This window comes from Cyanobium gracile UHCC 0281 (assembly GCF_034931305.1).
Lineage (GTDB): Bacteria > Cyanobacteriota > Cyanobacteriia > PCC-6307 > Cyanobiaceae > Cyanobium > Cyanobium gracile_A.
The window spans coordinates 125014-137953 of record NZ_JAYGHY010000001.1 but is presented as its reverse complement, the minus strand read 5'-3'; the positions used below and the strand labels follow the sequence as shown (position 1 = coordinate 137953).

Annotated in this window: 12 protein-coding genes; 8 read left to right on the top strand and 4 right to left on the bottom strand. The window is 68.9% G+C overall.

The genetic code is table 11. The annotated features are described in order from the left end of the window. Window positions 1–2416 (bottom strand): cobaltochelatase subunit CobN (cobN, locus tag VB739_RS00690; RefSeq protein ID WP_323355221.1); only part of this gene is annotated, 2416 nt, incomplete at its 3' end. 53 nt (window positions 2417–2469) lie between these two features. Between cobN and VB739_RS00685 the strand changes: the two genes are divergently transcribed. Genes VB739_RS00685 through VB739_RS00675 form a run of 3 tightly spaced genes read left to right on the top strand, consistent with a single transcriptional unit; the run spans window position 2470 to window position 7388 of the window. After that, window positions 2470–3387, top strand: coding sequence for a branched-chain amino acid transaminase (locus tag VB739_RS00685; protein ID WP_323355220.1), 918 nt, complete (start codon window positions 2470–2472; stop codon window positions 3385–3387). Further along, a complete protein-coding gene (metH, locus tag VB739_RS00680) occupies window positions 3387–7067 on the top strand; it encodes a methionine synthase (protein ID WP_323355219.1) in 3681 nt (1226 codons plus the stop codon). The genes VB739_RS00685 and metH overlap by 1 nt, the downstream gene beginning before the upstream one ends. A gap of 48 nt (window positions 7068–7115) precedes the next feature. Continuing rightward, window positions 7116–7388 carry a DUF4090 family protein gene (locus VB739_RS00675; RefSeq protein ID WP_323355218.1) on the top strand — a complete coding sequence of 91 codons (273 nt, stop codon included), beginning with the start codon at window positions 7116–7118 and terminating at the stop codon, window positions 7386–7388. 14 nt (window positions 7389–7402) lie between these two features. Here VB739_RS00675 and VB739_RS00670 read toward each other — a convergent pair whose 3' ends face one another. After that, the gene (locus VB739_RS00670; RefSeq protein WP_216908660.1) at window positions 7403–7630 is read right to left on the bottom strand and encodes a hypothetical protein; all 228 of its coding nucleotides are present in this window, start codon (window positions 7628–7630) and stop codon (window positions 7403–7405) included. Window positions 7631–7746: 116 nt separating this feature from the next. On the opposite strand from VB739_RS00670, the gene VB739_RS00665 reads away from it, so the two are divergent. Next, entirely contained in the window at window positions 7747–8133 is a 387-nt protein-coding gene (locus VB739_RS00665; protein ID WP_323355217.1) for a DUF2237 domain-containing protein, read from the top strand. Between the two features lie 6 nt (window positions 8134–8139). Here VB739_RS00665 and VB739_RS00660 read toward each other — a convergent pair whose 3' ends face one another. Next, window positions 8140–8868, bottom strand: coding sequence for an SDR family oxidoreductase (locus VB739_RS00660; RefSeq protein WP_323355216.1), 729 nt, complete (start codon window positions 8866–8868; stop codon window positions 8140–8142). Between the two features lie 63 nt (window positions 8869–8931). On the opposite strand from VB739_RS00660, the gene VB739_RS00655 reads away from it, so the two are divergent. The 4 genes from VB739_RS00655 (at window position 8932) to VB739_RS00640 (ending at window position 12762) form a co-directional block, all read left to right on the top strand. Beyond that, entirely contained in the window at window positions 8932–9852 is a 921-nt protein-coding gene (locus VB739_RS00655) for an NAD(P)H-dependent glycerol-3-phosphate dehydrogenase (RefSeq protein WP_323355215.1), read from the top strand. A 100-nt stretch (window positions 9853–9952) separates the two neighbouring features. Beyond that, window positions 9953–11017 carry a SpoIID/LytB domain-containing protein gene (locus VB739_RS00650; protein WP_323355214.1) on the top strand — a complete coding sequence of 355 codons (1065 nt, stop codon included), beginning with the start codon at window positions 9953–9955 and terminating at the stop codon, window positions 11015–11017. Further along, the gene (locus tag VB739_RS00645) at window positions 11007–11837 is read left to right on the top strand and encodes a DUF4922 domain-containing protein (protein ID WP_323355213.1); all 831 of its coding nucleotides are present in this window, start codon (window positions 11007–11009) and stop codon (window positions 11835–11837) included. Before VB739_RS00650 ends, VB739_RS00645 begins: the two co-directional genes overlap by 11 nt. Window positions 11838–12003: 166 nt before the next feature. After that, on the top strand, window positions 12004–12762 hold the full coding sequence (locus VB739_RS00640) for a sigma-70 family RNA polymerase sigma factor (protein WP_323355212.1): 759 nt from the start codon (window positions 12004–12006) through the stop codon (window positions 12760–12762). Here the strand turns inward: VB739_RS00640 and VB739_RS00635 are convergent. Beyond that, window positions 12710–12901, bottom strand: a complete 192-nt coding sequence (locus tag VB739_RS00635; RefSeq protein WP_323355211.1) for a sigma factor SigF — start codon at window positions 12899–12901, stop codon at window positions 12710–12712. The genes VB739_RS00640 and VB739_RS00635 overlap by 53 nt on opposite strands. Window positions 12902–12940: the final 39 nt, after the last annotated feature.

The window sequence follows — 12940 nt, the reverse complement described above, 5'->3', positions numbered from 1 at the left end:
GGCGCAGGTGCTGCAGGGCCCGTTCGGTGGCCGCCCCCAGCGGTGGCGTGGCCGCGGTGGGGGCGGCGGCCAGTTGCTCACGCACCAGGGCCAGGGCGAGCTCCTCCAGCACGGCGACCCCGTCGCCGGCATGGCGCAGTTGGCTGCCTGGCTGGGCATGGCCAGCCAGCCGCAGACGATCGGTGGCGGCGAGGGGGGCCTCGTCGGGGTCAGCCCAGGGGTCGAGCTCCAGAGCCAGGTCGAGGGCCAGGGCCTGGGTGAGGCCAGGCTGCCCCGCCTGGGGCGCCCGGGCCAGGCAGAGCAACAGTTCGGCCAGCTTCGCCGCGGCCGGCAAGGTGCCGAAGGTGTGCAGGCCGAGGCGGATCTGGGCTTCCTTCAGTTCACACAGATAGCCGTCGGCCGCCTCCAGCCGTGCTTCCAGATCCGCCTGGGCCATGGCGGGCAGCTGCAGTTGCTCCAGCAGGGTGCCCAGGCGTTCCCGCAGCAACGGTGCCCGGGCGCTACCCAGCTGCTGCGCCTCCCAGTACTCATCGAGCAGGGCTTCGAGGCCCTGAAGGTCGCCGTGCAGGCCGGCCCGGCCCAGGGGTGGGGTCAGGTGGTCGAGGATCACCGCCTGGGCCCGGCGTTTGGCCTGGCTGCCCTCCCCCGGGTCGTTGACGATGAAGGGGTAGAGGTGGGGCAGGGGCCCCAGGGCCCATTCGGGGAAGCAGTCCTGCGAGAGCCCCAGCCCCTTGCCCGGCAGCCATTCGAGATTGCCGTGCTTGCCCACGTGCACCACCACCTGGGCTTCGAAGCTCTGGCGCAGCCACAGGTACTGGGCCAGATAGGCATGGGTGGGGGGCAGATCGGGGCTGTGGTAGCTGAGGCTCGGATCCCTGTCGTAGCCACGCTCGGGCTGGATCAGCAGCAGCACCCGGCCGAAACGCAGCCCGCGCACAGGGAAGGCCGGGCCCCCAGCCGCTGCGGCCGGCTCCAGACCCGCGTCGGTATCGGGCGGCCCCCAGACCGCCTCCAGCCGCTGGCGGCCCTCCATAGGGAGGGTGGCGTACCAGGCCTGGTAGGCGGACAGGGGCAGGTGGGCCAGGGGAGGGCGATGGCCGCTCTCCGGGTCGTTGCTGCGGCCCTCCAGCAGCCGGTGGATGAGGGCATCGCCATCGGCCGGCAGATCGGCGGCGGCCCCAAGGTCGTAGCCGTCGTCCGCCAGCCAGCCGAGCATCAGGGCGGCGCTGGCGGGGGTGTCCAGGCCCACACCATTGGCGAGGCGACTGTTGCGGTTGGGGTAGTTGGCCAGCACCAGGGCGACGCGGCGCTCAGGGGCCGGTGTCAACCGCAGGCCGGTCCAGGCGGCGGTGAGCTGGGCGATCCAGTCGAGCCGCTCCCCGTCCGGTTCGTAGCGGTGCAAAGCGGTGGCCAGGGTGTCGCTGCTGGAACTGCGTTCCTTGAAGGCCCCCACCCGGGTGGTGAGGCGCCCATCCAGTTCCGGCAGAGCCACCTGCAGGCTGAGGTCGAGCGGAGCCAGGCCGATGCTGCTCTGCTGCCAGGCCTCCCGGCTGCGGCCACTGCACAGCACCTGCAGCACCGGCACCCCTAGCTGCTCCCACAGGGGGGCCCCCAGGCCGGCCTCCTCAAACGACACCGAAGCAAAGCCCGTGCCGCAGAGCACTGCTTCCACCCGCTCCCGCCCCAGCAGATCGGCCACGCCCCGCTGCACGGCCCCGTCCCGCAGGCTGCTGACCCACAGGGCCCTAGGGGAGAGCCCACGCTGGCGCAGGGCCGCCAGGAGCGCCTCCATGAGAGCCAGATCCCCTGCCTGCCAGAGGGCCCGGTACAGGATCACCCCCACCCGGGAGCCGGGCTCGTCGCGCCAGTCATGGGGCAGGGGATCGGCGGCGGGCGTCGGGCACGGCGGCTCGGGATGGCCGCCCGCCAGCAGGGCTGCCAGGGTCTGGAGCAGCAGGCGCAGATTGGCGGCGCCCCCTTCCCGCAGGCAGACGGCGCAGGCAACCGCCAGGGGGCCATCAAGGCTGCCGAGGCTGGCCAGGGCCTGATCCTCCTCGACGGTGCCGGCCAGCACCAGCAGCTGGCGGTCCGCGCCGTTGCCCGCCCACTGGCGCAGGCACTCCAGGCCATAGCTCCAGTGGCCGCGACCTCCCAGCAGCCGCACCACCACGAGTCGGGTGGTGGCCAGGGTGCTGGCCACGTAGTGATCGATCACCGCCGGGTGCTGCAGCGCCGAGAGGTTGAGGGCCCTCAGCTCCGCCGGCAGCAGCTCGGGTTCAGCCTCGAGCAGCTGGGACACCGCCAGCAGATCCGTGTCGGCGCTGCTGAGCAGCACCACAGGAGCCGGTGGCTGTTCCACGAAGAGGGCCCCGTCGTCCTCCGTCCTGTCCCCGGGTATGGACGCGAGTCGATGCATGCGCCCATCCTGCCGAACGCGGTGAGAAGATCGCATCGTCGCGACCGCCTTCCATGCACCAGTTCCTGCCCTATGCCTGGTTCGGCGGACAGTGCGTCCCCTTTGCTGAGGCCACCCTCTCGGTGGCCACCCATGCCCTGCATTACGGCACGGGCGCGTTCGGAGGCATGCGGGCCCTGCCCAATCCGGCCGACAACAACGAGATCCTGCTGTTCCGCGCCGATCGCCACGCCCGCCGCCTCAGCCAGAGTGCCCGGCTGCTGCTGACCGAGCTGGCGGAAGAGACGATCCATACAGCCATCCAGGCCTTTCTGCAGGCCAACCGACCGACCTGCCCGATCTACCTGCGTCCGTTCGTCTACACCAGCGATCTCGGCATCGCCCCGCGGCTGCACAACATCCAGACCGACTTCCTCATCTACGGCATCGAGATGGGCGACTATCTCTCCCCCGAGGGTGTCAGCTGCCGGATCAGCAGCTGGTGCCGCCAGGAGGACCGCTCCCTGCCCCTGAGGGGCAAGATCAGCGGCGCCTACATCACCAGTTCGCTGGCCAAGACCGAAGCGGTCAAGAGCGGCTTCGACGAGGCCCTGCTGCTCAACAGCCGCGGCAAAGTGAGTGAGGCCAGCGGCATGAACCTGTTCATCGTCCGGGACGGCGTCCTGATCACCCCTGGCGTCGATCAGGACATCCTTGAGGGCATCACCCGCGCCAGCATCATGGAGCTGGCGCGATCGATGGACATCCCCGTTCTCGAGCGGGCGGTCGACAAGACCGAGCTGATGATCGCCGACGAGGTGTTCCTCAGTGGCACCGCCGCCAGGGTCACCCCGGTGCGGCGGATCGAATCCACCGATCTCTCCAGCCACCGTCCCGTGATGGAGGCCCTCCGCGACCGCCTCACAGCGATCACGGAGGGCCGCGATCCTTCCTATGACCACTGGGTCACCCGCATCCGCCTCGACGCCTGATGGTCGTCTCCACCGCCATCCACCGCCCCACCGATCGCATCAGCTTCCTCGACTGGTTGCACGGTCCGGAACGTCCCGTGCTCGTCTTCGACGGCGCCACCGGCACCTCCCTGCAGGAGATGGAGCTGACGGCGGAGGATTTCGGTGGTGCGGCCCTCGAAGGCTGCAACGAGAACCTCGTCTTCACCAGGCCCGACGCCGTGCAGGCGGTCCATCGCCTGTTCCTGGACGCGGGCTGCGATGTGATCGAAACGGACACCTTCGGGGCGGCCTCGATCGTGCTGGCCGAGTACGGACTGGAGGAGCAGGCGTTTGCCATCAACCGCCGGGCGGCCGAACTGGCCCGCGAGATGGCCGCCGCCTTCAGCACCCCGGCCAAGCCCCGTTTCGTGGCGGGATCGATGGGTCCCACCACCAAGCTGCCCACCCTGGGGCACATCGACTTCGACACGATGAAGGCCTCGTTCCGGGAGCAGGCCGCCGGCCTGATCGCCGGAGACGTCGACCTGTTTATCGTCGAGACCTGCCAGGACGTGCTGCAGATCAAGGCGGCCCTGCAGGGAATCGAAGAAGCCTTCAGTGCCGCCGGGGAACGGCGGCCCCTGATGGTCTCCGTCACGATGGAAACCACCGGCACCATGCTGGTCGGCTCCGACATCGCCGCCGTGGTGGCGATCCTGGAGCCTTTCCCGATCGATGTGCTCGGCCTCAACTGCGCCACGGGGCCCGAGCAGATGAAGGAGCACGTCCGCTACCTGAGCCAGCACAGTCCCTTCGTGGTGAGCTGCATTCCCAACGCGGGACTGCCGGAGAACATCGGCGGGGTGGCCCACTACCGGCTCACCCCCACCGAGATGCGCATGCAGATGATGCATTTCGTCGAGGATCTCGGCGTGCAGGTGATCGGTGGCTGCTGCGGTACCACCCCCGCCCACATCGGTGCGTTGGCGGAGCTCGCCGCTGGTCTGCACCCGGCCCAGCGGCAGGTGCGACGGCCCCAGCAACGTCTGGAGAGGCCGCCGCTCCACTACGAGCCGGCGGTGGCTTCGATCTACGGCGTCACCCCCTACTTCCAGGACAACTCCTTCCTGATCATCGGCGAGCGGCTCAATGCCAGCGGCTCCAAGAAGGTGCGGGAGCTGCTCAATGACGAGGACTGGGATGGCCTGGTGGCGGTGGCCCGGGGCCAGGTGAAGGAGAACGCCCATGTGCTCGATGTGAACGTCGACTACGTGGGGCGGGATGGGGTCAAGGACATGCACGATCTGGTGAGCCGACTGGTCACCAACGTCAACCTGCCGTTGATGCTCGATTCCACCGAGTGGCAGAAGATGGAGGCCGGCCTCAAGGTGGCCGGTGGCAAGTGCATTCTCAACTCCACCAACTACGAAGACGGCGATGAGCGCTTCTTCAAGGTGCTCGAACTGGCCCGTGACTATGGCGCCGGAGTGGTGGTGGGCACGATCGACGAGGAGGGCATGGCCCGCACCGCCGAGCGCAAATTCGCCATCGCCCAGCGGGCCTACCGGGATGCGCTCGAGTTCGGCCTGCCTGCCCACGAAATCTTCTACGACCCCCTGGCTCTGCCGATCTCCACGGGCATCGAGGAGGACCGGGCCAACGCGGCGGCCACGATCGAGGCGATCCGCCGCATCCGCAGCGAACTTCCCGGTGTTCACGTGGTGCTGGGGGTCAGCAACGTCAGCTTCGGGCTGTCTCCGGCTGCCCGCATCGTGCTCAATTCCGTCTTCCTGCACGACTGCTGCCAGGCCGGGATGGATGCCGCGATCGTCAGTCCGGCGAAGATCCTGCCGCTGGCGAAGATCAGCGAGGAACACCAGCAGATCTGTCGCGATCTGATCCACGACCGGCGCCGTTTTGAGGACGGGATCTGCATCCATGATCCCCTCACCCTGCTGACCACCGAGTTCGAGGGGGTGAGCGCCAAGGAGGCCCGGGCTTCGGGCCCTTCACTGGCCGACCTGCCGCTTGAGGAGCGGCTCAAGCAGCACATCATCGACGGCGAGCGCATCGGCCTGGAGGCCGCCCTCCAGCAGGCCCTGGCGGAGCATCCACCGCTGAAGATCATCAACACCTTCCTGCTGGATGGCATGAAGGTGGTGGGTGAACTGTTCGGTTCCGGTCAGATGCAGTTGCCCTTCGTGCTGCAGAGCGCCGAAACGATGAAGTCGGCCGTGGCCTTTCTCGAGCCTCACATGGAGCGCAAGGAGGGCGAATCAAGCAGCAAGGGAAAGTTCCTGATTGCCACAGTCAAAGGCGACGTGCACGACATCGGCAAGAACCTGGTGGACATCATCCTCACCAACAATGGCTATGAGGTGATCAACCTGGGAATCAAGCAAAGCGTCGATGCGATTGTCGAAGCGCAGCGGCTGCACGGGGCCGACTGCATCGCCATGAGCGGCCTGCTGGTGAAATCCACCGCCTTCATGAAAGACAACCTGGAAACCTTCAATGCGGTCGGAATCTCGGTGCCCGTGATCCTCGGGGGTGCGGCCCTGACCCCCCGGTTCGTCCACGGTGACTGCCGAGCGGCCTACCGGGGCCAGGTGATCTACGGCCGTGACGCCTTCGCCGACCTGCGCTTCATGGACGCCCTGATGGACGCCAAGACAGGCGGCCGCTGGGACGACCACGAGGGATTCCTCGACGGCGCCCCCGAGGGGCTGGGTCTCGGCGACCCCGCTGTCCCAGCGGCAGCCGCAGAGGAGCCCCCACAGGAGGCCGCCACGGTGAGTCCCATCGCCGTTGAGGCAGAAGCCACACCGGCCGCCAGCGAGGAGCGTTCCGCGGCCGTGCCGGCCGAACCGGCCATCGCCCCGCCGTTCTGGGGCTCCCAGGTGCTCACAGAGCAGGCCATCGACCTTGACGAGGTCTTCGCCTACCTCGATCGCAATGCCCTGTTCGCCGGCCAATGGCAGCTGCGCAAGACCCAGCAGCAGAGCCGAGAGGAGTACGACGCGATGCTGGCCGAGAAAGCGGAGCCGGTGCTGCAGGAGTGGCTCGGTCGCTGCCGCGCCGAAGGCCTGCTGACCCCACGGGTGGCCTACGGCTACTTCCCTTGCGCTCGTGACGGCAATGGCCTGGTGGTGTTCGACCCCGAGGGGATGGCAGCTGGGGCGCCACCGGCGACCGGCGGGCAGGAGCTGGGACGCTTTGTGCTGCCGCGCCAGCGGGGCGGCAACCGCTACTGCATTGCCGATTTCTATCGCGACGGCGAAGCAGCTGCTGACGGCTCCTTGCGGCCCTCGGATGTGCTGCCGATGCAGGCCGTCACCATGGGGGAAGGGGCCACCAGCTTCGCCCAGCAGCTGTTCCGGGCCGACCGGTACACCGACTACCTGTACTTCCATGGGTTGGCGGTTCAGATGGCCGAAGCGCTGGCGGAGTGGACCCACGCCCGCATCCGGCGGGAGCTGGGATTCGCGGCAGACGAGCCCACCGCCCTGCGGGACGTGCTGGCCCAGCGCTACCGGGGCAGCCGCTACTCCTTCGGTTACCCCGCCTGCCCGAACGTGGCCGACTCCCGCCAGCAGCTCACCTGGCTGGACACCGATCGCATCGGCCTGACCATGGACGACAGCGACCAGCTGGAGCCGGAGCAGAGCACCACGGCCCTGGTGGCCCTTCACAGCCAGGCCCGGTACTTCAGCGCCTGACGCTCACCTGGCCGTGGCAGGCTTTGGGCACCCTTTGCCCCCCTTGCCATGGCCATCGCAGGACCCGGCGGCGTCGATGACGCCATCGCGGCCGGTGTCGACCTTGACGGCACGCCAATTCCGGCCGCCATGCTCGCCCTCTATGGCGAAGTGATGGAGCTGGAGGGCCGCCGGGCCCGCAGTGGGGTCCTGAAGTCGATGCGCAACCGCATCGTGCGCACCGGCGCCAAGCACCTCGATCGCCTGACCCTCGACCAACGCCTGCGGGAGGCCGGCTGGGAGGGGCTCAAGGACAAGGAAATCGCTTTTTTCTACGGCTGAGCCCTGGGGCGCCTTCAGCTGCATAGCTCTTCGAGACTGTCGATCACCTCCTGCTGGAATGTGTCGAGGGCATCGGAATCGCTCAGATCGATGCCCTCACCGGCCGCGTTCTGGGTCAGTTCCTGGAAGTGGAAGGCACCTTCGCCATGGGCCAGAAACTCCATGGCGGAGGGCTCACCGCTTTCCTTGTAGGCGTCGCAGAGGGCCAGGAAGGCCGCATCCTCGGTGAAATCCCAGCTCATGAAGGGGGTCGTGCTGAAAGACCTTTAACGCCTCCCCCCCGGAATTCGTCAACCTCCTGGCCGCTTTTTGTGCCAGTCCTCCGTCAGACTCTGCCCGTACCGCCACCTCCCGGGTCTTGGCCGCTTCCTCCCTGCAGCCCCCATCCGAACCGCGCAATGTCCTGGGTGAACCGTTGCAGGAGTGCGGTTGTGCACCTCTCACCGGCTGGTTCCGGGACGGCTACTGCCACGACGATCCCGCTGATTTCGGCCGCCACACGGTCTGCTGCGTGGTGAACGACGCCTTCCTGAATTACAGCCGCGCCCAGGGCAACGACCTCTCGACGCCGGTGCCGGCCCATTCCTTTCCCGGCCTCAAGGCTGGAGACCACTGGTGTGTCTGTGCCGCTCGCTGGCTGGAGGCCTATGAGGACGGCATGGCCCCGCCGGTGCGGCTGGAGTGTTCCGCCCTCGCCACTTTGCAGGTGATTCCCCTTGAGGTGCTGCGCGGTCACGCCGCCTAGCGGGCCTCACCAGGGCACCGGCTGACCATCCCAGGCCAGGAAGGCGCCGCTGCAGGCGGCCGTCTGGCCCTCCAGTACGTCGAGCAGGTGGGAAGCGGAGCGTTCCGGCGTGAACAGGGCCGAGGGGGCCTGGGAGCCGCTGAAGGGGGCCGAGAGCGGGGTGGCGACGGTGCCTGGATGGAGCAGGGTCACGCAGGCCTGGGGCAGGCGGCGCTGCCACTCGATCGCCAGGGTGCGCAACAGCTGGTTCTGGGCCGCCTTGGCGGCCCGGTAGGCGTACCAGCCCCCCAGGCGGTTGTCGCCGATGCTTCCCACCCGGGCCGAGAGGCTGGCGAAGTGCACGGGACCATCCTTGGCCAGGGCCGGTTCAATCGCCTGGGCCAAGAGCAGGGGGCCGAAGGCGTTGACGGCGAAGCTGCGCTCCAGGGCGTGGCGACGCACCTGGGACAGGCGCTTCTCCGGTTGCAGCGCCTCGTCGTGCAGCAGCCCGGCTGTATTGATCACCACCCGCAACGGGGTCAGGTCGCGGGCGGCCATGGCCGAGAAGCGCTCCAGGCTGCCGTCGTCGCTCAGGTCGAGCGCCAGGTTGGCGCCGCGGCGCCCGGCGGTGCGGACCAGCAACGATGGTGCCCGGCGGGTCAGTTCGGCGGCCAGGGCCAGGCCCAGGCCCCCGGGACCAACCACCAGGGCCTGGCCCTCCCAGGCCTGCCAGTAAGGGGACGGGGCAGACGCCATGGCGGGCACGGAGATGGCGCATGATGGCAAGGCCATCAAGGGAACCGATCCTCGCGTAGGTCCATGAGTCTGCGCATCACGGTGCTGGGTCGGGGTGCCTGGGGTGGCACATTGCTGCGGCTCTGGGAGCGCCAGGGCCACCGTCTCAACAGCTGGTCACGGCGGGATGGCGGAGATCCGGCAACGGTTCTCAAGGACTGCGACCTCGTGGTGGTGGCCGTGTCGATGGTGGGTGTGGCCCCCCTGGCCAGGCAGCTGCAGGACGACTGGCCGACGGATCTCCCCCTGCTCAGTTGCAGCAAGGGCATCGATCTCGACACCCTCTGCACCGCCAGCCAGCTGTGGCGCCGCCATCTCCCCGATGTGCCGCTGGCGGTGCTGAGCGGCCCGAATCTGGCCGATGAACTGGAGCGGGGGTTGCCGGCTGCCAGCGTGCTGAGCAGCCAGGATGCCGGCCTGGCCCGCCACCTGCAGGAACAACTGCGGGCTCCCCATTTCCGTCTGTACACCAACGCCGATCCCATCGGCACCGAGGCCGCCGGGGCCCTCAAGAACGTCATCGCCCTGGCGGCTGGCATCAGCGATGGGCTCGGCCTGGGCGCCAATGCCAAGGCCTCCCTGCTCTGCCGTGGCCTGGCGGAGATCGCCGTGGTGCTGCAGGCCCTTGGGGGCCAGCCCAGCACCCTCTACGGGCTGGCGGGGCTGGGGGATTTGCTGGCCACGGCCAACAGCAGCCTGAGCCGCAACTACCGCTTCGGCACCCTCCTGGCCGAGGGCTGTGACGAGGCCACCGCCCTGGCCAGGATCGGCGCCACCGTGGAGGGGACCCGCACTGCCCGGGCCACCCTGGCCCTGGCTGAGCGCGAGGGTTGGCAGCTGCCGATCTGCGGCCAGGTGGTGCGGCTGCTGGCCGGTCGGGTGACCGCCCGTCAGGCGGTGCAGGAGCTGATGCAGCGGGATCTGAAGGCGGAAGCAGCCCCCTGAACGAGGCCCTGGCCACGGCTCGGGTCTGGGTGCAATGCCGCGACCGTCCTGCGTCGGGCGGCTGAAGGGCGGCGTTTTCCGGCATGATCCGGCTACTCCCTTGTGGAACCTTCCCGTGCGCCGGCACTTCACGGCCGCCATCGCCGTTCTCCGTGCCAGTGGCCAGCGCCTGCTTCAGGGTTGCCGGCGCCACCCGATCCTGCTCAGCGCTCCCCTCGCCGTGGTGGCGGTGGGAGCTGGTTTTGCGGCCCAGGACCTGCTCCCGGGCAGCCGTTCTGGCTCCGATGCTGACCTGCTCGAAGCCCTCATCGCCCAGCCCCAGGAGGTCTCGCAATCGGCCGCCAGCACGGCGGGATCCCCTGACAAGGACCTTCTGGCCGCGACGTCGCTCCAGGCCCAGCGCACCAGCCTGAGCCATCCCGACCCGTCCCTGGTGGAACCGGAGGCAGGTCCGGAGGTGCCGCTCGAGATCCGCGTCGCCCTGCTGGGGGCCTCCGCCTCCCCCCAGCTCGGGGCCAGTGGCGACTGGCGGCTCGTCGATCGCGATGGACGCACCGTGCAGGATGGCGGCCCCGGCAGCGGCCCCGACCTGGGTGCTGCGATGGCGGGTCGGGCCGAGGTGTGGATGGAGACCGGTTCGGGCCACACCTTGGTGGTGGATGGGCGCCCCTATGAGGGCCGGCTGAGGGTGCTGCGTGGATCAGGGGGCCTGCAGTTGGTCAACCACCTCTCCCTGGAGCGCTACATCAGCTCGGTGGTGGGGGCCGAAATGCCCAGCAGCTGGCACATGGAGGCGCTCAAAGCCCAGGCGGTGGCGGCCCGCTCCTACGCCATGGCCCACATGGCCCGGCCGGCCAGCGCCCACTGGCATCTGGGCGACACCACCCGCTGGCAGGCCTACCGGGGTCTGGGCAGCGTCAACTCCCGCACCCGTCAGGCCACCGCCAGCACCTCCGGGGTGATCCTGAGCTATCAGGGTGGCATCGTTGAGAGCTTGTACGCGGCCACCACACGCCTCACCCAGGAGGCCCATGGGCACCTGGGGGCCAGCATGAGCCAGCACGGTGCCCAGGATCTGGCCGAGCAGGGCCTGCGCTACAACGAGATTCTGGGGCGCTACTACCAGGGCGCCTCCCTGGCCCGTCTGCAGGCCGGTGCGAGCTGAACGCCATTGGCAACGGGCCAGGGAGGTGTCGGAGCGGGCACGCCTGGGGGGAGCCCTGGTCCCCCTGGAGACCCGTCTGCTGGCGATGCCCAGTGCAGAGCCCTTCGTCGTCCGCCAGCTCATCTCCTCGACGCCCCGTCACCTGCGCCAGGGGGGACCGCGGCCCAACCCCTTTCTGCCCTGGGACAGCCCCCTGGAGGTCGACCTGCTGGAGCCAGCCCACGTGCTCCTGCTCAACAAGTACCCGGTCCAGGAGGCCCACCTTCTGGTCATCACCCGCGACTGGCGACCCCAGGGCGGCTGGATCGCGTCGTCCGACTGGCAGGCCGTCCGCCAGGTGAGCCAGGACACCGGCGGGCTTTGGTTCTTCAACAGCGGCGCCCGTTCCGGAGCCAGCCAGCCCCATCGGCACCTGCAACTGCTGCCGCGCCGGCAGGGTGAGCCCAGCTGTCCCCTGGCCCCGATGTTTCTGGCCCAGCTCGCGGGGACCGAAGCCTCCTGGAACTGGGACTACCGCCTCAGTCGGCGCACCGATCCCCACGGCGGATCCGACCTGGCGGAGCTTTACCTCGCCCAGGCCGGCGCGCTCGGCCTCGGCGATCCCCGACGCGATAGCGAGCCCCTGCACCCCTACAACCTGCTGTTCGACGACCAGTGGTTCCTGAGCGTGCGCCGGGTGCGGGAGCACGGTGCCGGTTTCAGCGTCAACGCCCTGGGGTTTGCGGGGTTTCTGCTCAGCACCGAGGGTTCCGACAGGGAATGGCTGGCGAGCCACGGTCCCTGGTCCCTGCTGGCCCACGTGGCCGCCCCCCGTCCCTGAGCCAGCACGTCAGGACGCGATCGACCGGCAGCGGAGAACTTCCGTGGTTTCACGGTTGCGTCATTCGGCACGCCTGCCCCTCTCTGGAAAGGAGATCAGCGCGGCCTGCCAACGGCCAAGCGAGATTCCAGCTCCACGATCCAGCCCAGGCTCAGCCGTCCAGACCATGACCCCATCCCCCAGCCACCAAACCCAGCCCAGTCCCGCCGGCCGCAACCGCCGCGTCGAGCAGTACCGGGCCGTGGTCCGTCCCCTTGCCCTGCACTACTCCCACTGCAGCCGGGAAGGCTTCGAAGATCTGCTCCAGGTGGGGCTGATGGGCTTGATCCGGGCCGCCGAGCTCTACCGCGAAGACCGGCACACCCCGTTCGAGGCCTTCGCGAGGCCCCACATCCGGGGGGCGATCCTCCACTACCTGCGGGATGCCGCCCCCCTGGTGCGTCTGCCCAGGCGGCAGGCAGAACTGCAGGAACGCTTCAACCGTCTGCAGCTCCACCCCCTGCTGCAGACGGATCCCAGGCAGGGAATCACGGTCCTGAGCCAGACCCTGGGGATCACCCCATCGGAATGGCACCGGCTGGAGGTGCAACGCCTGCTGGCGAGGCCCGCCAACCTTGATGATCCATCGCTGGTCGAGTCGGTGGCAGCCCATGCCGCTGTTGAACCCCGCGCGCTGGAGTCATCGGGCCCCTCGGTGGCCACGATGCTGGCCCTGCTGGAGCCACGCCAGCGGCTGGTGGTGCGCCAGGTGGTGCTGGCGGGCTGGAGCTATCGGCGCCTGGGCCGCCAGATGGAGGTCAGCCCGATGACGGTGAAACGGCTGCTGCACAAGGGACTGGAACAGCTGCGCCAGCAGCTGGAGGGCGGTGGCTTCAGCCCTGGTGGTCGGCCTGATCGCGGTGCATCTGCTGTTCCAGGGTGGTGATAGCGGCGTTCAACGCGGCCAGCTGGCGCTCAATGCCATCCCGCCAGAAGCTCATCATGCGCAGCTTGCGTTCCTGATACCGCCGCAGGGCATCCGTTCCGGACTCCGACCCGGAGCAGATCCCGAAGGGAGGAATCATGACAAAATCTGCAGAGTGGGACCGTTCTAGCGAGCCCGC

Bases quoted from the DNA above. Each gene is read 5' to 3' on its own strand.
- VB739_RS00685 (WP_323355220.1), top strand. From the start codon at position 2,470: ATGCACCAGTTCCTGCCCTATGCCTGGTTCGGCGGACAGTGCGTCCCC.
- metH (WP_323355219.1), top strand. From the start codon at position 3,387: ATGGTCGTCTCCACCGCCATCCACCGCCCCACCGATCGCATCAGCTTC.
- VB739_RS00675 (WP_323355218.1), top strand. From the start codon at position 7,116: ATGGCCATCGCAGGACCCGGCGGCGTCGATGACGCCATCGCGGCCGGT.
- VB739_RS00670 (WP_216908660.1), bottom strand. From the start codon at position 7,630: ATGAGCTGGGATTTCACCGAGGATGCGGCCTTCCTGGCCCTCTGCGAC.
- VB739_RS00660 (WP_323355216.1), bottom strand. From the start codon at position 8,868: ATGGCGTCTGCCCCGTCCCCTTACTGGCAGGCCTGGGAGGGCCAGGCC.
- VB739_RS00655 (WP_323355215.1), top strand. From the start codon at position 8,932: ATGAGTCTGCGCATCACGGTGCTGGGTCGGGGTGCCTGGGGTGGCACA.
- VB739_RS00640 (WP_323355212.1), top strand. From the start codon at position 12,004: ATGACCCCATCCCCCAGCCACCAAACCCAGCCCAGTCCCGCCGGCCGC.
- VB739_RS00635 (WP_323355211.1), bottom strand. From the start codon at position 12,901: ATGATTCCTCCCTTCGGGATCTGCTCCGGGTCGGAGTCCGGAACGGAT.